Here is a 22,534-nt window from a genome sequence, read left to right on the forward strand (position 1 = left end):
CTCGGGTAAAATTCGTACGATCCGCAATTATCCGCTTTTTTCCCCGCTCGCCCAACCGCGAGAGCACCCCAATCGCCATCACATGATTTTTCAGCGTTCCCTGCAGCGCGAGCTGAACTACACCGCCGGGGCCGTCTTCATGGTGCTGATCACCGTCATGCTCACCACGATGATGATCCGCATCCTGGGCTTCGCCGCGTCCGGGAAAGCCGACCCGCGCGACGTCCTCGTGCTCATCGGCCTGGCCGTGATCGGCTACCTGGCCATCATTCTGATCGTGACGCTGTTCGTCTCGATTCTGTTCGTGCTCACCCGCTGGTACCGCGACTCGGAAATGGTCGTGTGGTTCGCCTCGGGCCTGTCGATCACCCACTTCGTCAAGCCGGTGCTGCGCTTTGCCACGCCCTATCTGGCCGTGATCACATTCTGCGCACTCGTGGCCTGGCCGTGGGCGAACCAGCAGATCTCCGCGCTCGAAGCCCGCTTCGCCCAACGCGACGACGTCTCGATGATCGCGCCGGGCCAGTTCCGCGAAAGCGCCGCGAGCCACCGGGTGTTCTTTGTCGAGACCGTTTCGCCGGACGCGACCAAGGTGCACAACGTTTTCGTCTCCGGCACCGAGAACGGCAAGGTCAGCGTAGTCGTCTCGAAAGAGGGGCATATCGAAACGGCCAAGGACGGCAATCGCTACATCGTGCTGGAAAAGGGCCGTCGCTACGATGGCGTGCCCGGCCAGCCCGATTACCGTGTGATGGAGTTCGAGCGCTATGGCGTGAAGATCGACAACCCGGCAGCCGCGCCAACCGACAACACCCCGACCAAGGGGGTGCCGACCCTGCGCCTGTTCCGTGAGATCCAGAACCCGATCTTCCGCGGCGAGATCGTCTGGCGTATCGGCCTGCCGCTGCTCGCGCTCGCGCTGGTGTTGCTCGCCGTGCCGCTGGCCTATCAAAACCCGCGCCACGGCCGCACCGTCAACCTGATCATGGCCGTGCTCATTTACCTCGCGTACACCAACCTGCTGAGCCTCTCGCAGGCGTGGGTGGCGCAAGAGCGCATGCCGCTCGCCATCGGCGTGTGGTTGTTGCACGCGCTCGCCATGGTTGTCATCGTGCTGCTTTACCTGCGCCGCGTGCGCTTCCGTGGGCTGTTCGGACGTCGTCGTCTCAGCCGGTCCGGCGGGATGCCTGCATCGGGAGGGATTCGCTGATGCGCATCTATGAGAAATACTTTGCTCGCCAGATCTATCTGGCGTTCCTGTTCGTGCTGCTCGCGTTCGTCGGTCTGTTCGTCTTCTTCGACCTGGTGAGCGAACTGGGCGACGTCGGCCGTGGGGGATACCGCTTCCAGCATGCCCTCGCCTACGTGCTGCTGTTCGCGCCGCAGCGCATGTACGAAATCATTCCGGTCGCCGCGCTCATTGCCGCCATCTATGTCTGCGCACAACTGGCGGGCAACTCGGAGTTCACGATCTTCCGCGTCTCGGGGCTCTCGACCGGTCAGGCGTTGCGCTCGTTGCTGAAAATCGGTTTCCCGATCGTGCTGATCACCTTCGTCATTGGCGAGTACGTCGCACCGAATGCCGAGCAACTCGCGCAGAAGATTCGTCTCGAAGCGCTGGGCAGTTCGGTCTCGGCAGGGTTTCGCTCGGGTGTCTGGGTCAAGGACACCGTCGATCAGGACGGCTCGCGCCTCACCCGCTTCATCAATGTCGGCACGCTCAATCCCGACAACACCATTGCCAACGTTCGCATTTACGAATTCGACGACAAGTTGCGTCTCGACAGCGTGCGACTGGCCAAGCTGGGGCAGTTCGAAGCGCCAAACTTCTGGAAGCTGACAGACGTGTCCGAAACGGTCTTCAGCGCAACGAACGACGCCGCGGCCGGCACCGATCCGCTGCGCGCCCTGGTGCAGAGCAAGCAGGTGCATATCGCCACGGTGCAGATGCGCTCGGAACTCACACCGCAGATCCTGTCCGTGTTGATGGTCTCGCCCGACAACATGGCCATCGGCAGTCTTTACAGCTACATCGGCCATCTGAAGGAAAACCAGCAGAACACCGACCGCTACAGTCTCGCGCTCTGGCAGAAGCTGCTGTACCCGTTCGCCGTCTTTGTGATGATGGCGCTGGCGCTGCCGTTCGCTTACTTGCACGCGCGCGCCGGGGCCATCGGCCTGAAGGTGTTCGGCGGGATCATGCTCGGCATGAGCTTCCAGTTGATCAACAACCTGTTCTCGCACCTGGGCTTGCTCAACACCTGGCCGGCGTGGTTCACCGCCGCGTTACCGTCGTTACTCTATCTGGTGCTCGCCATCGCGGCGTTGCGCTGGGTCGATAAACACTGAGCCGCCGATCATGTCCAGCAAACCCGGCATCGTCCTGTTCGCCCACGGATCCCGCGACCCGCGCTGGGCCGAACCGTTCGAGCGTCTGCGCGACAAGCTGAGCGCCCGGCGTCCCGACGCCGACGTTCAGCTAGCCTTTCTTGAACTGATGACGCCGAACCTCGGCGACGCCGTGGCGACCATGACATCGCAGGGAACGTTCGATATCACGTTGGTGCCGGTCTTTTTGGGCCAGGGTGGCCACGTGAGGCGTGATCTTCCGGCGCTCGCCGACGCTTGCCGCGCCGCCCATCCCCAGCTCGACTTGCGCGTGAGCGCCGCCATCGGCGAGGACGACACAGTGCTCGACGCCCTCGCCGACTATTGCGGCAGGATGATGGACGGCGGCTGAGGGAAATCGCCTCATCTCGGCAGGGCATCGCCAGAATGAGAAAACGGCGTCACAGGGTGAACTGTGACGCCGTTTTGCGTAAACCTTTACCGGCACCAATGACGCTGACTGACGCTCGCCGTCAGGCCGCCATCGCCGCCTGCGTTGCCCACTCGTGCAACGACGCGGCATCCGCATGTGCGAACGCCTCGCCGATGAGCAGGACACTCGGCTGCGACGCGTCGAACCACGACGCCGCCAACCCTTGGCGAACATCGTCCAGCGTAAGGCGCACGCGTCGCTCGCGCGATGTCGTTGCGGCCTCCACGATCGCCACGGGTGTCGCTGCGGGCTTGCCGGCCGCGATCAATTCCACTGCAATGCGCTGGGCACTGTCTCGTCCCATGTAATAGACGAGCGAATCGGCCGACGCCTGCGCCGCGATCTCGGCCGACTCGGGCGCACGGCTTTGCGTGGCGAAGGCCACACTGCGGGACACGCCGCGCAGCGTCAGCGAACGCCCCAGCGCTGCCGCACTGGCCAGCGCCGCTGTAATGCCGGGCACGACTTCCACCGCAATGCCTGCCGCCTCCAGCGCGCGCAACTCCTCGTCGGCGCGACCGAACAGCATCGGATCGCCGCCCTTCAAGCGCACCACCAGCGCGTGGGTCCGCGCGTGATCAATCAACTGCTTGTTGATGAAGTGCTGCGCACTCGATTGCTTCCCGCAACGCTTCCCGACAGCAATGCGCTTGGCCTGCGGGCACAACGCCAGCATCTCGGGTTCGACCAGCGCGTCGTGCAGCACCACGTCGGCCTGCGCCAACAGTCGTGCGCCGCGCACCGTGATCAGATCGGCCGCGCCGGGGCCCGCCCCAACGAGATAGACCTTGCCCGGCGCCGTACCGGTTTGCGAGGAAGTCACCGTCATGATGTCGCCATGGTTCGTGAGGGATTGGCGCTGGCTCCTTCCGGGGGACCGTGCGCCGGGTAACGCAATACGCAATATTTACGCTTACGCCGCGAGGCTGCGGATCATGCCCGCTGCCACCGTGTGGTGCGTGGCTTCGTCGATCAACACGAACGCGCCCGTGGCCGGGTTCGCGTCATAGGTGTCGGCGGCCACCGGCTTCTGCAAGCTCAACTGCACACGGCCGATGTCGTTCATGGCGAGGGTCGCCTTGTCCGTGCCGTGCAAGAGCGTGCTGACGTCGAGCACCGTGTCCACGCTGCCGACCTTCACGTACACCGTGCTGGTCGCCTGCTTGAGCAGGTATTTGCGCTGCGGCGCGAGGGCATCCTCATCGAACCAGCACACGTCGGCGGCCAGTTTGCGCGACGGCGCCAGCGTCGAGGCGCTCGCCACCAACGTGTCGCCGCGCGACACATCCACGTCTTCCGTCAGACGAATCGTCACGCACTGCCCCGCAAACGCTTCCTCGAGCAAGCCGCGCGGCCCGATGATCTCGGCGACGCTCGCCGTGCGGCCTGCCGGCAACACGCGCAGCGCCTGTCCGACACGCACCGAACCCGATTCCACGCGCCCCATGTAGCCGCGGAAGTCGTCGGCATGAGCGCCGTCCTGACGCGCCACCAGTTGCACCGGGAAGCGAAGTTCGCCGCCCGACTGCGCGACCGGCAGCGATTCGAGCATATCGAGCAACGGTTCGTCCTGATACCACGGCATGCGCTCGCTCGCGTACACGATGTTGTCGCCCTTGAGCGCGGAGACGGGCACGAAGCGCACGTCCGCCAGCCCCAGGCGCTGCGCCAGATCCAGATAGGCGGCGCGAATGGCGTTGAACGCTGTCTCGCTGTAGTCGATCAGGTCCATCTTGTTGATGGCGACAATGACGTGCTGAAGGCCCAGCAGTTTGACGATGGCACTGTGGCGCTTCGTCTGCGCAAGCAACTCCGTGTGGCCGTCGACTTCGGTCACGCGCGTGGCATCGACCAGAATGATCGCGGCATGCGCCGTCGATGCCCCCGTGACCATGTTGCGCGTGTACTGCTCGTGGCCCGGCGTGTCGGCGATGATGAACTTGCGACGCGCGGTCGTGAAGTAGCGATAGGCGACGTCGATGGTAATGCCCTGCTCGCGCTCGGCTTCAAGGCCGTCGGTGAGCAGCGAGAAGTCGATGTCTTCGCCGGCGGTACGTTTGTGCTTGGCGCGTGCGATGGCGGAGAGCTGGTCGGTCAACACCGACTTGCTGTCGTACAGCAGACGGCCGATCAACGTGCTTTTGCCGTCGTCAACGCTGCCTGCCGTGATGAAACGCAGCACGCCGAGGTCTTCCAGATGCGGGGTGAGGCTCATGATGTCTTGACTCGATTGCGTGGCCCCTGGCGCGGCGACTCTGCGCGCCCGGCGGGCCGATGTGTCTGTACTTAGGGCGGATGGCGGCGGTTCGGCGCCTTAGAAATAGCCCTGCTTTTTGCGCTGTTCCATCGCGGCTTCCGATGCCTGATCGTCCATGCGGGTGGCGCCGCGCTCGGTGATGTCGGTCACGGCCGTCTCGGCAATGATCTCCACCGGGCTGGCGGCCACGCTGGCAACCGGGCACGTGCAACTGATGTCCCCGACGGTACGGAAGCGCACCGACGCCAGTTCGCTCGACTCGTCGTCCTGCTTCGGCGTGAGCGGCGTGACCGGCACGAGCAACCCGTTGCGACGCACGATTTCGCGCTCATGCGCGTAGTAGATCGACGGCAGGTCGAGGTTCTCGCGGGCGATGTATTGCCACACGTCCAGTTCGGTCCAATTCGAGATCGGGAACACGCGCAGGTGCTCGCCTTTGTGCAGACGCGCATTGAACAGGTGCCACAGTTCCGGACGCTGCGCCTTCGGATCCCACTGACCGAATTCGTCGCGGAACGAGAAGATGCGCTCTTTTGCGCGAGCCTTCTCTTCGTCGCGGCGCGCACCGCCGATCATGGCGTCGTAGCCGTGTTCGGCAATGGTTTCGAGCAGTGTCACGGCCTGCGCCGCGTTGCGTGAATCGTTCTCGCGACGCAGGCGGACCGTGCCGCGCTCGATCGAATCTTCCACGTGACCTACGACCAGTTCGGCGCCGAGCGCCTTTGCGTGACGATCGCGGAACTCGATCACTTCCGGATAGTTGTGACCGGTGTCGATATGGACGAGCGGGAACGGCAGTACCGTCTTGCGGTTCGGGCCAAGACCAAAGGCCTTGAGCGCCAGGTGCAGCACCACGACCGAATCCTTGCCGCCCGAGAACAGCAGCGCGGGTTTGCGGCACTCCGCCACGACCTCGCGCAGGATGTACATCGATTCGGCTTCGAGCCAGTCCAGATGATCCATACGCGAGCCGTTGGCTTGCGCGACTTCGTGCATCGCACCCATAGTGTTCCCTTCCTTGATGATTCCGAAATTTCCGTGATTCGATTCGTCACGATGCGTCGCCGCTTGAGCTCGTCACATCGTCATATGTCTTGCGGGTTCGCCTGATCCGCCTGCGCCGTGCCCGATGCCTCAGCTCGACTGCACGGACACCGGGATCTGGCTCAGGTTGCTTGCATGCAATCCGCATTCCTTGCTGTCGCGCGACTCCCACCACCAGCGCCCGGCGCGGCTGTCTTCCCCCGGGCGGATGGCGCGCGTACACGGCTCGCAGCCGATGCTCGGGTAGCCGCGCGCATGCAGCGGGTTGACCGGCACGTCACGCGCCGTCAGATAGGCCCACACCTGCGCTTCGGTCCAGTCGAAGATCGGGTTGTACTTGGCGATGCCGCGGGCATCGTCGTGCTCGGCGAACGCCAGCTCCTCGCGCGTGACCGACTGCTCGCGTCGCTGGCCGGTGAGCCAGGCGTCGGCGTCGACCAACGCGCGGCCCAGCGGCTCGACCTTGCGAATCTGGCAGCACGCCTTGCGCAGGTCCACACTTTCGTAGAACGCATTCGCACCGTGCTCGGCCACATACGTCTCGACGGCATCGGCCTGCGGCGCGTACTGCGCGACGTCGTAGCCATAGCGCGATTTGATCTGATCGAGCATGCCCAGCGTCTCGGCATGCAAACGCCCGGTATTGAGCGTGAAGACGGTGATCGGCAGTTGCTGGCGCAGAATCACGTGCGTAATGAGCATGTCTTCAGCGGCCAGACTGCTGGCAAACTTCACGTTGCGATGCGAACCCGCGATGCGCGCGAGGCGCTCGGCCAGCACGGCTTCCATCTCGTCGAGCAGCGCCATGTCCTGATGCTCGGCATCGGCCCCGTTCGACGGTGTAGTCGCTTGCGTGGGTTCCCAGCGGGATTCGTTTCGCATGTCGCGAACTCCTTGTTGTCTGTGGGGGTCAGCCGACCAGCTTCACTGCCGCGAGCGTGAGCGTTGCCGCCAACGCCCCGCGCACCACGCGCTCGGGCAGATGACGGGTGAGCTTCGCACCCAGCCAGATCCCGGGCAGCGAGCCGATCAACAGACTGCCGAGCAGTGCCCAGTGCACCGTCCCGAGCCAAATATGACCCAGCGCCGCAATGGCCGTCAGCGGCACCGCGTACGCGATATCGGTTCCGGCGACTTCGGCCGGTTCCAACTGTGGGTACAGCATCAGAATCAGCGTCGCGCCAACGGCACCGGCGCCAATCGAGGAAATCGTGACGAGCACGCCGATCACGGCGCCCACCAGCACGGTGGCCACGACTTGCTTGCGGCCCGTCAACTGCCAGTTCGGGTGGGTGCGCAGCGCCGCCAGCAACTTGGCGCGGAACAGCAGCGAGAGCACCGTGAGCAGCACCGAGGCCGCGATCGTCAGCTTGATGACATGCAGCGCCGCGTCGTCGATGCCACCGAGGCGCTTCAGGACAACGATCGTCACCAGCGCCGCCGGCAAGGCGCCGAGCGTGAGCCTGCGCACGATGTGCCACTTCACGTGGCCGTGTGAGCGATGCGCGACCGTGCCGAAGCTCTTGGTCACCGCCGCAAACGCCAGATCGGTGCCAACCGCGACCGGCGCCGCGTAGCCCAGCAGCAGCGTGAGCAGCGGCGTCATCAGCGAGCCCCCGCCGACGCCGGTCAGACCGACCAGCAGGCCGACGCCAAATCCGGAGAGGGGTTCGAGCCACAGCGACATGTATGACGTTCCTGTTGGTGCTTAATGCCTGGCGGGAATAACGTTATCGAAACAGTGGCACCCACTGTAATGAAAACGCTATATACTTCAAACGAATTAAAAATTGTTTGTATATTTTCGAAAGTTATACAAATGAACCTGCACCAGTTCCGCTTCGTGCGCGAAGCCGTTCGCCAGAATTTCAACCTGACCGCTGCCGCCAAGGCGCTGTTTACCTCCCAGCCGGGGGTTTCGAAGGCCATCATCGAGCTGGAAGAAGAGCTTGGGGTGGACATCTTTGCCCGGCATGGCAAGCGCATCCGCAATCTGACCGAGCCCGGGCGCATCATTTTCGAGTCCGTCGAGCGAATCCTGCTGGAGGTGGAGAGCCTCAAGCGGATCGGCAAGGACTACGCCGCGCAGGATCAGGGCAGTCTGGCGATCGCCACGACGCATACGCAGGCGCGATATTCGCTGCCGCACGCGGTGGCCGAGTTCAAGAAGCGGTATCCGAAGGTGCGGCTCTCGATCTTGCAGGGGAGCCCGACGCAGATCGCAGAAATGGTGCTGCACGACCAGGCGGATCTGGCCATCGCGACCGAAGCGATTGCCGGCTATAAGGATCTGGTGTCGCTGCCTTGCTATCAATGGCAGCACGTGGCCGTGGTACCGCCGGATCACCCGCTGCTGCAACTCCCGTCCGTCGGCATCGAGGATCTGGCGAAATATCCGCTGATTACTTATGACCCCCAATTCGCCGGCCGCGCCAAGATCGATCAGGCCTTCGCGCTGCGCCATGTCCAGCCGGACATCGTGCTCGAGGCGATCGACGCCGATGTCATCAAGACCTATGTCGAATTGGGGCTTGGCGTGGGGATTCTGGCGGGGGTGGCGTTCGATCCCGAGCGCGACCGTAACCTCCGGGCGCTCCAGGTCGGGCACCTCTTCGGCACGAACGTGACGCGCGTCGCCCTCAAACAGGGCGCCTATCTGCGCGGCTACGTGTTCACGATGGTCGAACTGCTCTCGCCGATCCTGACGCGCAAGCTGGTCGAGCAAGCCTTGCGCGGCGAACACGAAAGTTACGAGCTTTAAGCCCTCCAGGGGCGTTGGGGAAACGTAGCGCGCCGACGCCCGGTCACCGGGCGTGCCGCCCCTCGCATTCCGGGGTGAGCCTGGCACTATTTTTCTTCGCTGGCCGAACGCAAGCGGTGCGGTATGCTTACGCGATTCGATCAACAGGAGACCCCATGCGCTCACCTCTTCGCGGCATCCGCCTGTCGGGCGTGCTGCTTGCCCTGACCCTTGCCGGCATTGTGACGGCGGCTCGCGCCGATATCACCGTCGGTATCGATCTGTCGTCGACCGGCCCGGCGGCCGCCATCGGTATCGCCAGCAAGAATGCCATGCAGCTTTGGCCTGACCATATTGGCGGGCAGAAGGCGCACTACCTCTTCCTTGACGACGGCACCGACCCCGGTACGGCCGTGAAGAACGCGCGCAAATTCATCAGTGAGAACAAGGTCGACGTCATCGTTGGCCCGAACATTACGCCGAGCGCACTGGCCATGCTCGACCCGATTTCGGAGGCCGAGACGCCGATGATCACCCTGATCGGTTCGGCCGTCGCCGTGGAGCCGCAGGATGCCAAGCGCCGGTGGGCCTTCAAGATGGCCGCGAACGATTCGGCGATGGCCGACGTGATGACGCGCTACATGGCCAACCACGGGATCAAGACGGTAGGCTTTATCGGCTTTGCCGATGCCTACGGCGAGAGCTGGTGGAAAGAGTTCTCGAAGTTTGCCGAACTTCGCAAGCTCAAGGTCGTGGCCCAGGAGCGTTTCAACCGCACGGACACGAGTGTCACGGGCCAGATCCTGAAGCTGATGGCGGCCAAGCCTGACGCTGTCCTGGTAGCCGGATCGGGCACGCCGGCGGCGTTGCCGCAGCGCACGTTGCAGGAGCGCGGGTATGCCGGGAAGATCTACCAGACGCACGGCATCGCCACGTACGACTTCGTTCGCGTGGGGGGCAAGGACGTGGAAGGCACGCTGTTCCCGACGCAGCCGGGTGTGGTTGCCAAGACGTTGCCGGCCGGGCATCCGGCGCGCACGGCGGCGTTGGCGTTCACCAAGCAGTACGAGGCCAAATATGGCCCCGATACGGTCACGCAGTTCGCCGCCGACGCCTATGGCGTATGGGATCTGCTCAACGACGCCGTACCGCGCGCCGTGAAGGTGGCGGCACCGGGCACGCCGGCATTCCGTGTGGCGCTGCGCGATGCGCTCGAATCCACGCACAATCTCGCCATTCCGAACGGCATTATGAATCTCAGCCCGAAGGACCACGTGGGGCTCGATCAGCGTGCCAGCGTGATGGGGCAGATCAAGAACGGAAAGTTCGTCTACGTCTCGAATTGATCCCGGAATGACGACATACACCATCGCGTTTATCGGGCTGGGCGCCATGGGCGGCCAGATGGTTCGTCATTTGATGGTCGCGGGGCATCGGTTGCACCTCTACGCGCGCCGGCCTGAGGCTGCGGCCCCGTTCGTCGCGCAGGGCGCAGAAGTGTTCGCAACGCCCGCGCAGGCCGCCGCCGATGCGGACTTCGTCGTGACCAACGTCACGACGACACAGGACGTGGAGGCGGTGCTGCTTGGGGCGGATGGCGTGGTGCATGGGGCGCGGGCGGGCGCGATCTGCGTGGATCACAGCACGATTTCGGCGGAGGCGACGCGGCGTATGGCCGCGCGCCTGGCGCTTCACGAGATTGTGCTGGTGGATGCGCCGGTGTCTGGCGGGCCATCTCGCGCGGCCGACGCCTCGCTATCGATCATGGTCGGCGCGTCGAATGACGTCTTCGAGAAGGTCAAGCCCCTGTTGTCCGTGTTGGGCACGACGATCACGCATGTGGGCGACGTGGGGGCGGGTCAGGTGGCGAAGGCGTGCAATCAGATCGTGCAGGTGATCAATATCCAGGGCATTGCGGAGGCGATGCTGTTCGCGGCGCGCAACGGCGTGGATCAGGACAAGGTCATCGAAGCGATTTCGCAGGGGCTGGCGGGCAGTCGAATGCTCGACATGATGGGGCCGAAGATGGCCCATCGCGACTTTGCGGCGGGCATTGAAGCGCGCCTGCACGACAAGGATTTCGCGATGATCCTGGACGCCGTGGCCGACGCAGGGCTCTCGCTGCCGGCGCTGTCACTGGTGAAAGCCCAGCTGACGGCGCTGATGGAGCGCGGCTGGGGGCATGACGACACGTCGTCGCTGCTGCGCGTGCTCGAGAGTCAACAGCAAGTTCATTGAGCGCCGACGGGGCGGGCTTGTGGCCGCGAAGAATTTCGGTCATAATCTCGCCTTCGTCCGGTGAGCCGTTAGGTTCATTGAACGAGTCACGCTGCGACACCGCTCGGTGAACGCACACCTGCCCAGGTGGTGAAATTGGTAGACGCAGGGGACTCAAAATCCCCCGCCGCAAGGCGTGCCGGTTCGATTCCGGCCCTGGGCACCACAGATTTCCAAAGACATTCCGCCGAAGTGCTGACTATCGCACTTATCCACAGTTTTGCGGAATATTCCGCAAAAGCATCTTTCCCAAAAGCAAAACGCAGCCACGTCATCTACAGCAGAGTAGTGGCAAATACTCACATCTAGTCTTGACCTTCAACCAACGGTTGCGGTACGATCAGGATACCGAGGCGGGATCACTTGACATTCAGCGAGTTTGCATGTATGCGGCTGCGCTGTTTTTTGCTATCTGGGCTTCGGTTTTTACATTCGAATCAACTGGACTCACGCGAGGAAATAGATCATGACTCGGTTCATGAACGATCAGGACATCGCATCGGTCTTCGCAGCACTTGATCTTCCGCTAGCCGACAAGAGCATCCAAGATATCGAGGCGGCGAAGGATCGTTTTTTCAACACAGGGGACAGCGAGAACGGGAAGAAGGTCGTTCATCGCATCGTCATTAGCAACGGCACTGGTGTTCTAAAGAAAGAGAAAAATGCCGAACTGGAACCAAGTTTTATCTGAGCTGCAAGGCTACGGTAAAGGACCTCACGACCAAGTTCGCAGTAAATATCTCCTGAAACTTCACAGACACACCAAACGAAATGTGTTGGTGTACTACTCCGGCTGGCTGCAGAAACCCCAAGTCCGCAATGACGTATCAATCGGAGATGCTGATAAAACGGGTTTCATGACATGCTCACATGATGTAGACAGATCCAAGGGGTTGGATTTGATCCTGCATACACCGGGCGGTGATGTCGCGGCGACTGAGTCAATCATCGATTATCTTCATTCGCTCTATGACGGCGATATCCGCGCCATCATTCCGCAAATGGCCATGTCCGGCGGAACGTTGATTGCGTTGTCCTGCAAAGAAATCGTAATGGGCAGACAGTCCAGTCTAGGCCCCGTAGATCCCCAGATTGGTGGCATGCCGGCTCAAGGTATTATCGAAGAGTTTACTCAGGCGGCCGAGCAAATCAAGGAAAATCCGGAAGCCATCGAAATCTGGAAACCGATCATCGCAAAGTATTGGCCCACCTTGATCACGTCATGCCAACACGCAATTGCATGGTCGGATGAACTGCTTCGACGATTCCTTTCGAATTGCATGTTCGCCACAGAAGAAGAAGCAGTTCGCGTAGCAAAAATCAACGAGATTGCAAAGTTGCTTGGGCAACAGGCAACATCTAAGAGCCACAATCGTCATATCAACAAGGAGAAGGCTCGTGCAGTGGGGCTAAAGATTGTCGATCTGGAGTCCGACAATACACTCCAGGATCTCGTTTTGACGCTACACCATTCACTAACGTTGACATTTTCTCAAACTTCAGCGATTAAGCTCATCGAGAATCATAAAGGCGTTGCATTCGTTCAGCGATTGCAGCCCACAACGTAACAAAACATCTCAGCTGCATAGAAGGCCCGCCACAGAGCGGGCTTTTTCATTTCTGGCTCAGCGCACCGTAGGAGCGCTCGCAGAAAAGTCCGCAGACGTCCTATCGCCAATAATGGTGAACATCAAGACGACGCAATACTCAACGACCAATCGGTCAATGGGCGAGACTACCCCCTCAATTTAGTGATGCCTCTGGGGGGCCAGGTGCCGCTCATATCGACTAAAGAAATGCGGCTGTATCGGAAAATTGCCGATAACGGCCCACCGCATTGGATGGGCCGCAACCCAATCTATCTCACCAATCGCGGTTTCTCACCCCGCCTCGCCGCGTGAATAATGACGTGCGGGCCCATCAACGTATCCGTCGCCACCATCGCTTCTGCGAACGTCTCAAAGTAAATCGCGTGCTCGGGGTCGGACACATGCGCTCGCCTGATTTCTCCTGCTCGCTCGTCCCACGCGTAACCGAGGTACTTCTTGTATTCGTGGAACCAGACAACATGCCCCTCGCGCGTCAACGACTTGGGGAGGTCGAACCCGCCATCGCCTTGACCGCCGATTTCTTCGTCCTTCCCGCCGCTCTTGTTTGAATCACTCATCAAAATCTCCTGACATGTGAATAAATTTAGCCGCGCTAACGACTGACTTCATCATCGCAGGAGTGCCAAACCTTGCGTTTCAGCAACTTCCGAATATCCGAGCCTATACGTCGACACTCGAAAAGTTTCGACGCGCTGCGAAAACGTTTGTGACGTATAAGCGGCGAAACGAAGACGGGCTGACGGAATCACGGTGAACCCACGACCCTAAGGCACGAATTTCAACATCATTCGATGCCACAGTTGTGCCACTCACATCGATGGAGGCGGCATATGCGCACAACTTGCGTAGGGATGTAAGACTACAATGCGCGGGACAAGCTCGCCGCCCATCGATAGCATCCGGCGTAAAGGTTTCCCGCAGGAAAAATCAAAAAGTGCCCCCCACTTATCCGTGAACTTCGGAGGTTTCGTATGGGGTTGGCATTGCTTTCCCTTGCCCTGCTTGTTGTCATGGTGTTGATGTTGGAGACGGTTCGACCGCGCAAACGCAGGGCGGGCATCGCCATCGACTCGACCGCGTACTACGCCGTGAAACCGCTCACGAAAACCGAGCAAGCGTTCTATCGGCTGTTGGTCAACAGCTTGCCCGGATACATCGTTCTGGCACAGGTCGATATCAAGCGAATCGTCCGAACCAAGCGCGGCAAGAGCCATTCGCACTTCAACCGAATCGCGCAACTATCGGTGGACTTCCTCGTCTGCACCCCTGACTTTTCAATCGCTGCCGCAGTTGAGCTGGATGACCCGTCGCATGAGGGAAAGCAACAACGAGCGCGGGACGCAAAGAAGGACGACGTGTTGAAGGCAGTCAATGTGCGCCTCGTGCGATTTGACGTCAGGCGCTATCCTTCAGAATCGGCCATTCGACAAGCGATTCTGGGAAGCACCAACGGCGCCGGCGATCTGAAATTCGCCGCATGACCCGCGACCCGAAAGGGGCGTCTAGATCCGCCCCGCCTTTGCCCACGGCATCCACGACTACGATCACGGCCGCATCAGGCTCGAGCCAGCCAGAAGGGCTAAGTTCCGTGCGGTACAGAACCCGGCCCTTACCGCCATCACTTCCCCGTCCAACTTTACGGGGTCAGTTCACCGTCACCGGCCTGCCGCGGCGTTGAAAATGCCAGGCGTCATCCCTGCTACGCCGCTACGCCGCTTCGCCGCCACACGTCGGGGCAAACGCCATATGAGCGTCTTGCGAAGGCAAACCCCATCAGACCGCGTTTAGTACGCTACGCCCCGCTAGCACAGCCGCCACATTGTCCAACGCGGTGAACCCCATCTGGTCGCGCGTCTCTTTCGTCGCGCTCGCCATGTGAGGCGTAAGAAATACGTTGTCCAGCGATGCGAAGCGGGCATCGACATTGGGCTCATTTCGATACACGTCGAGACCCGCGCCGAAAAGGTGCCCCGACGTCAATGCGCCGTAAAGCGCATCTTCATCTACCAGATCGCCACGCGCCGCATTCACAAATACGGCCCCCTTCGGCATGAGATCGAACTGCGCCTTCGTCATGAGCGGCGATCCGCCACCAGGAACATGCAGCGAGAGCACCTGGCAATGCGGAAGCAGTTCCGTGAGGCTTGGATAAAACACCGCCCCGTTCTCCAGCGCCGGCGATGCCCGCTGAATGTCGGTGTAGGCCACCTTCATGCCAAACGCCTGCGCGCGCTTTGCGACCGCTCGCCCGATACGTCCGAAACCCACGATGCCAATCGTTTTCCCGTTGACGCGCGTGCCCAGCATGTCCGTCATGCCGAACGATTTCCCCCAACCGGCGCGCATGATTTTTTCGTATTCCGCCGCACGCCGACTGGCCGCCAGCACCAGCAACATCGCGAAGTCCGCCGTGCATTCGGTCAAGGCATCGGGCGCGTTCGTCACGACAATGCCTCGCTCGCGGGCGAACGCCACGTTCATGTGATCAACGCCCGCGCTGGCATTGGCAATGATCTTCACCGTGGATGGCAACGCCGCAATGTGCGCTTCCTGCAAGCCGGATTTCTTCCCGACCAGAACGGCTGGCACCTCGCGCGCCTTGCAGAATTCCACCACCGCCCATGCATCCATATCCGATTCGGTCACGTAGGCGTTGAATTCCGACACTGCGCGGCTCGCCACGGCTTGCGGCACTTTTCGCGCGATCAACAGTTGGGTGCGCGTGCTTTCCGACATGATCTTTTCTCCAAGTAGACGGTCGCACAAAGACTACGAAACCCGCCAGCCCAAGGTCAATGTTGATTGAATCAATCAACCTATGACCGCCGTCCACGCGCGCCCTTCGGTCGCATCCCACCATGGGATGCCCTCCACCTTTCGCTCATCAGGAAAACCCTGACACGCCACCGACTGGGTGCGCTTCCAGATGTTGATTGAACGAATCAAGATTGCCCGGCCGACGCGGCCGATGCCATTCTCGGTTCGTGACCCACTGAGAAAAGGTAATGTCATGTCGACCTCGAAGCAGTTCGCCGCCGTCACGGGTGCCGGTTCCGGCATCGGTCGAGCGGCCGCCATCGCGTTTGCCGCATCCGGATTCACCGTCGCGCTGATCGGACGCAGGGATGCGCCCCTTCAGGAAACCCAAGCGGCCATCGATGACGCAGGCGGCAACGCGTATGTCGCGGCGGCCGATGTCGCCGATGAACGCTCCGTGGACGCGGCATTTGCGCAAATCCTTCGCGAATTCGGACGTCTGGACGTCCTCTTCAACAACGCCGGACGCAACGCCGGCGCCGTGCCGCTGGACGAATACCCGCTCGACTTCTGGAACGACGTCGTCGCCACCAACCTGACGGGTGTGTTCCTGTGTGCGAGAGCGGCCTGGCGCATCATGAAGAACCAAACGCCGCAAGGCGGTCGAATCATCAACAACGGATCCATCTCGGCGCACTCCCCCCGCCCCAACACCATCGCCTACACCGCCACCAAGCACGCCGTGTCGGGCATCACCAAATCGTTGGCGCTGGACGGGCGCCCCTATCGCATCGCCTGCAGCCAGATCGATATCGGCAATGCGGCAACGTCGCTCACGGAGCGAATGACACGTGGCGTGCTTCAGGCCGACGGCAGCATGGCCCCGGAAGCTCGAATCGACGTCGCTCATGTCGCGAACGCTGTCGTTCACATCGCCAGCCTCCCGCTCGAAGCCAACGTCCTCAACATGACCCTCATGGCCACCACCATGCCTTTCGTAGGCCGCGGATAACCCCCTCGCCCGCCCCACATAAAAAGCAACGGGCAGGCCACCGATCAGGAGACATCGATGAAATTTGCAGAGGAACAACACCTGTCAGCACTCGATACGGCATCACGCGATATCACGGCAAGACCATCGAAGGTCAGATACGTCGTGCTGTCGATGTTGCTGATCGCGACGATTCTTAACTACGTCGACCGATCCGCCCTCGGCATCGTCGCCCCAAGCCTTTCGAAAGACCTCGCATTGAACAAGATGCAGATGGGCGAGCTGTTCGCCGCATTCGGTCTCGCGTACTCCCTCGCCTTGCTACCCAGCGGCATCCTTGCCGACGTGCTCGGCTCACGCATCGCCTATGCGCTGTCGCTGGTGGGATGGTCGCTCGCGACGCTCACGCAGGGGCTGGCCAATGGCTATCACATGTTGCTTGGCTCTCGCCTGACGATGGGTGCGCTCGAGGCCCCCGCGTTTCCATCGAATGCACGCGCGGTGACGCTTTGGTTTCCCACGCAGGAGCGCGGATTCGCGACCAGCGTCTACGTCATGGGACAGTACATCGGAACGCCCATTTTTACGGGCCTTCTGCTGTGGATCTCGGCCGCCGCGGGATGGCGTTCCGTGTTCTTCGTGACGGGCGGCTTCGGCATTCTTTTCAGCGTGATCTGGTTCTGTGCCTACCGGGATCCCTCGCGACATCGCTGGGTGAACAAGGCCGAACTCGACTACATCAACGAATCGCGCACCCCGTCCGCGCAGAAGTCGCGGGAAAAATTCAACTGGCGCATGGCACTCAAACTGCTCGGGTATCGCCAGATCCTGGCCATTTGCCTCGGCAAGTTCTGCAACAACACGATTCTGGTCTTTTTCACCACGTGGTTCATGACGTATCTGGCCGAGGCGCGCCATATGTCGATGATCAAGGTTGGAATCTTTCAGGCACTCCCCTTCCTGGGCGCGACGCTCGGCATTCTCGTCGCCGGTTGTCTCTCGGACTTCTTCATTCGCCGTGGCGTCTCCCTCTCCGCCGCACGCAAAGCGCCGCTGGTCATCGGAACGCTGCTCGGCTCGTCCATCGTCCTGGTGAACTTTGTCGAATCCAACGCGATGGTCATCGCCATTCTGACCATCGCCTTCTTCGCGCAAGGTGTCGGCTCGATGTCCTGGGCCGCCGTCTCCGAGATCGCGCCGCGCCAGTATGTCGGTCTCACCAGCAGTATCACGAGCCTCGCCGCCAACATTGCTGCCGTGACGACGCCGCTGATGATCGGTTACGTCATACAACGCACGGGACAGTTTTACTGGGCACTGAATCTGATGGGCGCTATCTGCCTGCTCGGTACGTTCTCGTATTCCGTTCTCCTCGGCAAGCTCTCCAGAATCGAGCTTTGAACGCCCCCACCTATCGCACGAACGACATGATTGAATTCAAATGGGATCACCTTCAGCTATGCTCGGCAGACGCTGAAGCCACGGCAGCGTGGTTTGCCCGGTGCCTGAATGCGGAAGTCGTTCGACGTCCGGGGCGTGTGGATCTTCGCATCGGGTCCATCAACTTATTCATCACCCAACTGTCCGGCGCGCATACGACCGAAATCTCAGGTGGCACGCGCACGCAAGGCATCGATCATTTCGGCGTGACCGTCGATGATCTCGATGCCGCCTTCAATCACCTCAAGGCCTGCGAAGCCGACATCGTCGAGCCGATCAAGTCGGTCCGTGCCGGCGTCCGGGCACTTTTTGTGAAGTCGCCGGGCGAGATCCTCATTGAAGTCCTTGAGCGCAAGCCCAGCGAGATGACTTTTACTTGAAGAGACGTCAATATTGAGCCACCGGCTCGGGACTCACTCGAAACGAGTGAGTCCCGCTGCCCGTTTTGAGCGCCCTGCCCTATAGCGAACGTCTATTCCATGCGAACCTGGATCACGTTGACCGAAGCGGCCCGACAGTTGGGCGTGCAAGCGCAGACGATCTACGCCTACGTCAGCCGAGGCAACATCGCCGTCATGCCGGACCCCGCCGACCCGCGCAAGAGCTTGTATCGCGCAGAGGACGTCGCGATCCTTTGCCGAAAGAAGCAGGTCGGCCGCAAACGCGCCGCCCTTGCCGCAGGCACGATATTCGGCGCCGAGCCTTGCATCCACAGCGCAATCACTACGTTTTCCAAAGGGCGCGCGTACTACCGCGGGCGCGATAGCATTCGCCTGTCACAGGCATCGACGCTCGAAGACGTTGCCGCCATCCTGTGGAACGCACGATCGCCAATTGCCTTCGACATTGACCGAACCCCGCTGCAGTGGGAAGAGCGCGGCAGACAGTGCGCTTTCATGTCCTTGGCCGCGCTTGCCGCGAATGGTCACTCGACACACGGCCGAACCGACCGAGCACTGCATACCGAGGCGGGCCACCTGGTCGCGCTCGTCTCCCAAGCGTTTGGTGCGAAATGCAGCGAAAAGGCGACGCTCACGCATGAACGACTGGCGCTTGGATGGGGGCAAGGAAGCGAAGGCACCGACCTCATTCGCAGAGCCCTGGTACTCGTTGCCGACCACGAGCTAACCAGTTCGGCCTTTGCCGCAAGAATCACGGCATCCACCGGCGCATCGCTGCCGGGATGCCTGCTCACCGGGCTGGCGGCCTTCTCAGGCCCGTTGCACGGCGACGCGTCAGGCCGTGTCCGTGCCGTGTTCGATCATGTAGAGCGAGTAGGGGCGGAAAGTGTGGTGGCCCATCACTTGCAGTCGGCCCTCCCGATCCCTGGGTTCAGCCACCATCTCTATCCCGAAGGCGACCCGCGCGCCCAGGCGTTGCTGGAACGCCTCGATCCCCCCGAAGAACTGGCGTCATTTATCGGGGAGGTGACCCGTTTGACGGGGCTTCAACCGAACATCGATGTCGCACTTGCCGTTCTGGCTTCTCAACTCAAGCTTCCTCGCGACGCCTCCTTCGCCCTATTCGCCACCGCACGAAGTGTCGGCCTGCTTGCGCATAGCATGGAGCAGCTCAAGGTCGGAAAGGTGATCCGACCCCGCGGACGTTACACCGGCCCCGTTCTCGAGGATGTGGATTCGGTGCCCCCCAACGACGATGGCAATGGCCTGCCTGACGCGGCGACCGTCGACCGAAATCGCGTATTCAAGACGATCATCCGCTAGCTGAGATCCTGCTGGTTCACCCTGTCGTATCGGCGGATACGATTCCACACTCGGTTGGATGAGCCCGCCCCGCGCCGGCACTCGGGACATGGGCAATATTTCAGCGCGCATTGATTACCGGGGACGACCCGTAGTAGCATACGCAACTTAATTAATAATAATTCTCATTTCTATTTTTATTATTATCGATGCGCCGCCTCCAGAATTACGCTGCACTGCCGCTGGTCTTCATCGCGGCGTCGCCGCTCGCCTTCGCGCAGGCCACGTCTACTGACGTGGCGAGTTCGGCTGCCGTGAGCGCAACGAACACCGACACCGCCACGCCCGACGCCACGTCCGTGAGTGCATCTGGCACCGTTGCGCTGCCCGCAGTGTCTGTCAGTGCGAGCGGCGCGCCCCGCACCGCGTTCGACGCGCCCGCCGCCGCTCAGGTCACGAAGTCGTCGGTGCCTTTGAGCGAGACGCCGCAATCGATCAGTGTCGTCACGCGCGATTTGATGGACGCGCAACAGGTCCAGACGCTCAACGACGCGCTGCACGACGTGCCCGGGGTGATCTCGGGCACGTACGGCAGACGGGGCTGGGACGACTTCATCATTCGCGGCCAAACGGCGTCGGATTCCGTGTATCTCGACGGCCTGCGCACGGCCATCAATAACCGCTTCGCCGAAGAAACCTTCGGACTGCAACAGATCGAAGTGATCAAGGGACCGGCTACGTTGCTTTCCGGACTCGTGCTGCCGGGCGGCATGGTCAACATGGTCAGCAAGCGGCCGGAAGCCGACACGTTCGCCAACGTCGATGCCACCGTGGGCAGTCACGGCTTCTACCAGAGCACCGTCGACATGGGTACGCCGCTCTCGGAGAACGGCAAGGCCGCATTTCGCATCAACGCCCTGGCGACGAACAGCCACGACGCCACCGACTATGTCTGGTCGCGCAATCGTTATATCGCGCCGTCGCTATCGCTTGATCTCGGCCCGCGCACGGAATTGACGATCCTGACGAGCTATCAGGAACGCAACTACCTCCGCCAGCAAGGCCTGCCGTGGTCCGGCACGCTGATCCCGAACAAGAACGGCAGCCTGTCGCGCAGTACCTTCACGGGCGAGCCCGGTGAGCGGCCCTACTCGGGGCACGAGGCACGTATCGGCTACCGCTTCGCCCACCATTTCGACTCGGGCTGGACCGTGAACCAGAATGCTCGCTGGCAACAGTTCGCGCTGGGCGGTCAGCTCGTCGCCAATGGAAAGGTCGCCTCGAACGGCTACACGCTGAGCCGCACGGCCACCGATTCGCAATGGTCCGGCGACACGCTCTCGCTGGACAATAACGCGCAGAAGACCTTTGACACCGCGTTCGGCCGCCACGAGATCACCGTCGGCATGGACTACATGCGCGGGCGCGAGGACGTGACCACCACCACGTGCTCGGTCGGTTCGATCAACATGTACGCCCCGGTCTACACGGGAGCCATCACATGCCCATCCACGCCACGAACGCGCGCGTACACTACGATCCGCGATCTGGGCGTCTACGCGCGCGATCAGATCGCACTCGGCCAGCGCTGGCGCGTGCTGGCGGGCATGCGCTACGACAGTGCGTCGAGCAACGTACTCAACAAGCTGACCGACACCACGAGCGGCAACCCGTCGAACGCCACCACGGGCTCGCTTGCGCTGATGTACGAGCTGTTCCCCGGCGTGCGCCCTTATGTGAGCTACGCGACCTCGTTCTACCCGAACAGCGGCGCGGACGTAAGCGGCAACGCCTTCGATCCTGAAACCGGCAAGCAGTGGGAAGCGGGGGTGAAGTTCGACCTCCAGAAGGGCCACACGAGTGTGACGCTCGCGGCATTCGACCTGCGCCGCCGCAACGTGCTGGAGAGCGATCCGAACAACGACGGCTACAGCATTGCCGTGGGCGAAGAGCATTCGCGCGGCGTCGAAGTCAGCTTCAACACCGCGCCGACGAATCAGTTGAGCGTGACCGGCGGCTACGCCTACACGTCGGCCGTGATCGCCGACGATGGCGGCCAGGCACCGTCGACCAATGGCGTGCGCATCAACAACGTGCCACGGCACAGTTTTAACCTGTTCGCACGCTACCGGTTGCCGGGCGAACTGCGGCGCTGGGAGATCAACGGGGGTGTACGTGGTCAGAGCAACCTCTATGCGTATGGCTACACGATTCCGGGCTTCGTGGTCAGCGACGTGGGCGTGCGCTACACGGCACCGAGCTGGCACGCCGCGCTGAATCTGAAGAACATCTTCAACAAGCATTACTACACAGGAGGTCTGAGCAACGCCGTGGCACTGGGCGACGATCGCTCGGTGATGCTCACACTGGGATACCGCTATTGAGGCTTGCGAAGCGCCAACCGCCCCCACGCATCGATTTGGGAAATACGTCGAGGCTTTCGCATGGCGACGTCCCGAGCCGACAATTCGGACGTTGCTGAAACTCAAGTGATTTCACGGCTGGGATGATGGAAGCGTCCCCCACATCGGTGGGGGCAACTTCTGGGAGCAACCCATGCGCGATTCGAACGATGAGAACGTGAAATCCCGAGGTGCAGGCATGACGAGGCGATTCGGGACGAGCGGAGCACCGGACCTGCCGAAACCGCTGTCGAGAAAGGGCTATGTCGTCTGGTTCCACGACCATGGCGAGTATCTGGGGCTCGCATGGAACGCGTCGGCGGAAGAAATTGAACGAGCGCACGTGGCAAATGCCGACCACGCGATCTACTTCGAGACCTTTGCGCAGGCGGCCGTCGCCAGCGACAAGTTCATCAGCCCCTGTCGGGTGATCCATTCCCCCGGGCCCGGCAAACGACCCAAGCTTATGCCCTAGAACAACGTGACGGCCCG

General features: G+C 61.6%; 22 protein-coding genes and 1 tRNA gene. 16 read left to right on the top strand and 7 right to left on the bottom strand.

Going from position 1 to position 22,534, the window contains the following annotated elements; genetic code table 11:
• The first annotated feature begins 82 nt into the window (after positions 1-82).
• Genes lptF through BGP02_RS16375 form a run of 3 tightly spaced genes read left to right on the top strand, consistent with a single transcriptional unit; the run spans position 83 to position 2,740 of the window.
• On the top strand, positions 83-1,210 hold the full coding sequence (lptF, locus tag BGP02_RS16365; protein ID WP_017235581.1) for an LPS export ABC transporter permease LptF: 1,128 nt from the start codon (positions 83-85) through the stop codon (positions 1,208-1,210).
• On the top strand, positions 1,210-2,349 hold the full coding sequence (gene lptG, locus BGP02_RS16370) for an LPS export ABC transporter permease LptG (RefSeq protein WP_286798854.1): 1,140 nt from the start codon (positions 1,210-1,212) through the stop codon (positions 2,347-2,349). Before lptF ends, lptG begins: the two co-directional genes overlap by 1 nt.
• A gap of 10 nt (positions 2,350-2,359) precedes the next feature.
• Positions 2,360-2,740: a sirohydrochlorin chelatase gene (locus BGP02_RS16375; protein ID WP_286798855.1), complete on the top strand. Its 381-nt coding sequence runs from the start codon at positions 2,360-2,362 to the stop codon at positions 2,738-2,740.
• Positions 2,741-2,861: 121 nt separating this feature from the next.
• On the opposite strand, the gene cobA is transcribed toward BGP02_RS16375, so the two are convergent.
• The 5 genes from cobA to BGP02_RS16400 form a co-directional block, all read right to left on the bottom strand.
• On the bottom strand, positions 2,862-3,650 hold the full coding sequence (gene cobA / locus BGP02_RS16380) for a uroporphyrinogen-III C-methyltransferase (RefSeq protein ID WP_130025172.1): 789 nt from the start codon (positions 3,648-3,650) through the stop codon (positions 2,862-2,864).
• A gap of 84 nt (positions 3,651-3,734) precedes the next feature.
• Positions 3,735-5,036, bottom strand: a complete 1,302-nt coding sequence (locus tag BGP02_RS16385) for a sulfate adenylyltransferase subunit 1 (RefSeq protein WP_261939049.1) — start codon at positions 5,034-5,036, stop codon at positions 3,735-3,737.
• 99 nt (positions 5,037-5,135) lie between these two features.
• Positions 5,136-6,083 carry a sulfate adenylyltransferase subunit CysD gene (cysD, locus tag BGP02_RS16390; RefSeq protein ID WP_017235586.1) on the bottom strand — a complete coding sequence of 316 codons (948 nt, stop codon included), beginning with the start codon at positions 6,081-6,083 and terminating at the stop codon, positions 5,136-5,138.
• Between the two features lie 129 nt (positions 6,084-6,212).
• Complete coding sequence (locus BGP02_RS16395) at positions 6,213-6,929, bottom strand: phosphoadenylyl-sulfate reductase (RefSeq protein ID WP_286798891.1); 717 nt, start codon at positions 6,927-6,929, stop codon at positions 6,213-6,215.
• A 103-nt stretch (positions 6,930-7,032) separates the two neighbouring features.
• Positions 7,033-7,809: a sulfite exporter TauE/SafE family protein gene (locus BGP02_RS16400; RefSeq protein WP_130025170.1), complete on the bottom strand. Its 777-nt coding sequence runs from the start codon at positions 7,807-7,809 to the stop codon at positions 7,033-7,035.
• 132 nt (positions 7,810-7,941) lie between these two features.
• Between BGP02_RS16400 and BGP02_RS16405 the strand changes: the two genes are divergently transcribed.
• From BGP02_RS16405 to BGP02_RS16430, 6 genes are all read left to right on the top strand, one after another.
• A complete protein-coding gene (locus tag BGP02_RS16405; protein WP_017235589.1) occupies positions 7,942-8,883 on the top strand; it encodes a CysB family HTH-type transcriptional regulator in 942 nt (313 codons plus the stop codon).
• A gap of 155 nt (positions 8,884-9,038) precedes the next feature.
• Positions 9,039-10,208, top strand: coding sequence for an ABC transporter substrate-binding protein (locus BGP02_RS16410; RefSeq protein ID WP_286798857.1), 1,170 nt, complete (start codon positions 9,039-9,041; stop codon positions 10,206-10,208).
• Positions 10,209-10,215: 7 nt separating this feature from the next.
• On the top strand, positions 10,216-11,100 hold the full coding sequence (locus BGP02_RS16415) for an NAD(P)-dependent oxidoreductase (RefSeq protein ID WP_286798858.1): 885 nt from the start codon (positions 10,216-10,218) through the stop codon (positions 11,098-11,100).
• A gap of 120 nt (positions 11,101-11,220) precedes the next feature.
• Positions 11,221-11,305: transfer RNA gene (locus BGP02_RS16420), tRNA-Leu, on the top strand.
• Positions 11,306-11,617: 312 nt separating this feature from the next.
• Positions 11,618-11,830 (top strand): hypothetical protein, encoded by a 213-nt coding sequence (locus BGP02_RS16425; RefSeq protein ID WP_286798859.1) that lies wholly within the window; start codon positions 11,618-11,620, stop codon positions 11,828-11,830.
• Positions 11,802-12,707: an SDH family Clp fold serine proteinase gene (locus tag BGP02_RS16430; RefSeq protein ID WP_286798860.1), complete on the top strand. Its 906-nt coding sequence runs from the start codon at positions 11,802-11,804 to the stop codon at positions 12,705-12,707. The genes BGP02_RS16425 and BGP02_RS16430 overlap by 29 nt, the downstream gene beginning before the upstream one ends.
• Before the next feature lie 290 nt (positions 12,708-12,997).
• On the opposite strand, the gene BGP02_RS16435 is transcribed toward BGP02_RS16430, so the two are convergent.
• A complete protein-coding gene (locus tag BGP02_RS16435) occupies positions 12,998-13,306 on the bottom strand; it encodes a hypothetical protein (protein ID WP_150563156.1) in 309 nt (102 codons plus the stop codon).
• Between the two features lie 414 nt (positions 13,307-13,720).
• Between BGP02_RS16435 and BGP02_RS16440 the strand changes: the two genes are divergently transcribed.
• Positions 13,721-14,230, top strand: a complete 510-nt coding sequence (locus BGP02_RS16440; RefSeq protein ID WP_150563157.1) for a DUF2726 domain-containing protein — start codon at positions 13,721-13,723, stop codon at positions 14,228-14,230.
• A 292-nt stretch (positions 14,231-14,522) separates the two neighbouring features.
• Here the strand turns inward: BGP02_RS16440 and BGP02_RS16445 are convergent, their stop codons facing one another.
• Positions 14,523-15,485, bottom strand: coding sequence for a 2-hydroxyacid dehydrogenase (locus tag BGP02_RS16445; RefSeq protein ID WP_286798861.1), 963 nt, complete (start codon positions 15,483-15,485; stop codon positions 14,523-14,525).
• 274 nt (positions 15,486-15,759) lie between these two features.
• Here BGP02_RS16445 and BGP02_RS16450 point away from each other — a divergent pair, with 274 nt between their 5' ends.
• From BGP02_RS16450 to BGP02_RS16475, 6 genes are all read left to right on the top strand, one after another.
• Positions 15,760-16,518, top strand: coding sequence for an SDR family oxidoreductase (locus BGP02_RS16450; protein ID WP_150563159.1), 759 nt, complete (start codon positions 15,760-15,762; stop codon positions 16,516-16,518).
• Between the two features lie 57 nt (positions 16,519-16,575).
• Positions 16,576-17,898, top strand: coding sequence for an MFS transporter (locus BGP02_RS16455; protein ID WP_017235346.1), 1,323 nt, complete (start codon positions 16,576-16,578; stop codon positions 17,896-17,898).
• A 26-nt stretch (positions 17,899-17,924) separates the two neighbouring features.
• On the top strand, positions 17,925-18,317 hold the full coding sequence (locus BGP02_RS16460; RefSeq protein WP_150563160.1) for a VOC family protein: 393 nt from the start codon (positions 17,925-17,927) through the stop codon (positions 18,315-18,317).
• A 99-nt stretch (positions 18,318-18,416) separates the two neighbouring features.
• Positions 18,417-19,661, top strand: coding sequence for a citrate synthase (locus BGP02_RS16465; RefSeq protein ID WP_286798862.1), 1,245 nt, complete (start codon positions 18,417-18,419; stop codon positions 19,659-19,661).
• 188 nt (positions 19,662-19,849) lie between these two features.
• Positions 19,850-22,024, top strand: a complete 2,175-nt coding sequence (locus BGP02_RS16470; RefSeq protein WP_017235343.1) for a TonB-dependent siderophore receptor — start codon at positions 19,850-19,852, stop codon at positions 22,022-22,024.
• A gap of 172 nt (positions 22,025-22,196) precedes the next feature.
• The gene (locus BGP02_RS16475; RefSeq protein ID WP_017235342.1) at positions 22,197-22,517 is read left to right on the top strand and encodes a hypothetical protein; all 321 of its coding nucleotides are present in this window, start codon (positions 22,197-22,199) and stop codon (positions 22,515-22,517) included.
• Positions 22,518-22,534 lie beyond the last annotated feature (17 nt).

Source organism: Pandoraea sp. 64-18 (assembly GCF_001899225.1).
Taxonomy (GTDB): Bacteria; Pseudomonadota; Gammaproteobacteria; order Burkholderiales; family Burkholderiaceae; genus Pandoraea; species Pandoraea cepalis.

Bases quoted from the DNA above. Each gene is read 5' to 3' on its own strand.
- lptF (WP_017235581.1), top strand. From the start codon at position 83: ATGATTTTTCAGCGTTCCCTGCAGCGCGAGCTGAACTACACCGCCGGG.
- lptG (WP_286798854.1), top strand. From the start codon at position 1,210: ATGCGCATCTATGAGAAATACTTTGCTCGCCAGATCTATCTGGCGTTC.
- BGP02_RS16375 (WP_286798855.1), top strand. From the start codon at position 2,360: ATGTCCAGCAAACCCGGCATCGTCCTGTTCGCCCACGGATCCCGCGAC.
- cobA (WP_130025172.1), bottom strand. From the start codon at position 3,650: ATGACGGTGACTTCCTCGCAAACCGGTACGGCGCCGGGCAAGGTCTAT.
- BGP02_RS16385 (WP_261939049.1), bottom strand. From the start codon at position 5,036: ATGAGCCTCACCCCGCATCTGGAAGACCTCGGCGTGCTGCGTTTCATC.
- cysD (WP_017235586.1), bottom strand. From the start codon at position 6,083: ATGGGTGCGATGCACGAAGTCGCGCAAGCCAACGGCTCGCGTATGGAT.
- BGP02_RS16395 (WP_286798891.1), bottom strand. From the start codon at position 6,929: ATGGCGCTGCTCGACGAGATGGAAGCCGTGCTGGCCGAGCGCCTCGCG.
- BGP02_RS16400 (WP_130025170.1), bottom strand. From the start codon at position 7,809: ATGTCGCTGTGGCTCGAACCCCTCTCCGGATTTGGCGTCGGCCTGCTG.
- BGP02_RS16405 (WP_017235589.1), top strand. From the start codon at position 7,942: ATGAACCTGCACCAGTTCCGCTTCGTGCGCGAAGCCGTTCGCCAGAAT.
- BGP02_RS16410 (WP_286798857.1), top strand. From the start codon at position 9,039: ATGCGCTCACCTCTTCGCGGCATCCGCCTGTCGGGCGTGCTGCTTGCC.
- BGP02_RS16415 (WP_286798858.1), top strand. From the start codon at position 10,216: ATGACGACATACACCATCGCGTTTATCGGGCTGGGCGCCATGGGCGGC.
- BGP02_RS16425 (WP_286798859.1), top strand. From the start codon at position 11,618: ATGAACGATCAGGACATCGCATCGGTCTTCGCAGCACTTGATCTTCCG.
- BGP02_RS16430 (WP_286798860.1), top strand. From the start codon at position 11,802: ATGCCGAACTGGAACCAAGTTTTATCTGAGCTGCAAGGCTACGGTAAA.
- BGP02_RS16435 (WP_150563156.1), bottom strand. From the start codon at position 13,306: ATGAGTGATTCAAACAAGAGCGGCGGGAAGGACGAAGAAATCGGCGGT.
- BGP02_RS16440 (WP_150563157.1), top strand. From the start codon at position 13,721: ATGGGGTTGGCATTGCTTTCCCTTGCCCTGCTTGTTGTCATGGTGTTG.
- BGP02_RS16445 (WP_286798861.1), bottom strand. From the start codon at position 15,485: ATGTCGGAAAGCACGCGCACCCAACTGTTGATCGCGCGAAAAGTGCCG.
- BGP02_RS16450 (WP_150563159.1), top strand. From the start codon at position 15,760: ATGTCGACCTCGAAGCAGTTCGCCGCCGTCACGGGTGCCGGTTCCGGC.
- BGP02_RS16455 (WP_017235346.1), top strand. From the start codon at position 16,576: ATGAAATTTGCAGAGGAACAACACCTGTCAGCACTCGATACGGCATCA.
- BGP02_RS16460 (WP_150563160.1), top strand. From the start codon at position 17,925: ATGATTGAATTCAAATGGGATCACCTTCAGCTATGCTCGGCAGACGCT.
- BGP02_RS16465 (WP_286798862.1), top strand. From the start codon at position 18,417: ATGCGAACCTGGATCACGTTGACCGAAGCGGCCCGACAGTTGGGCGTG.
- BGP02_RS16470 (WP_017235343.1), top strand. From the start codon at position 19,850: ATGCGCCGCCTCCAGAATTACGCTGCACTGCCGCTGGTCTTCATCGCG.
- BGP02_RS16475 (WP_017235342.1), top strand. From the start codon at position 22,197: ATGCGCGATTCGAACGATGAGAACGTGAAATCCCGAGGTGCAGGCATG.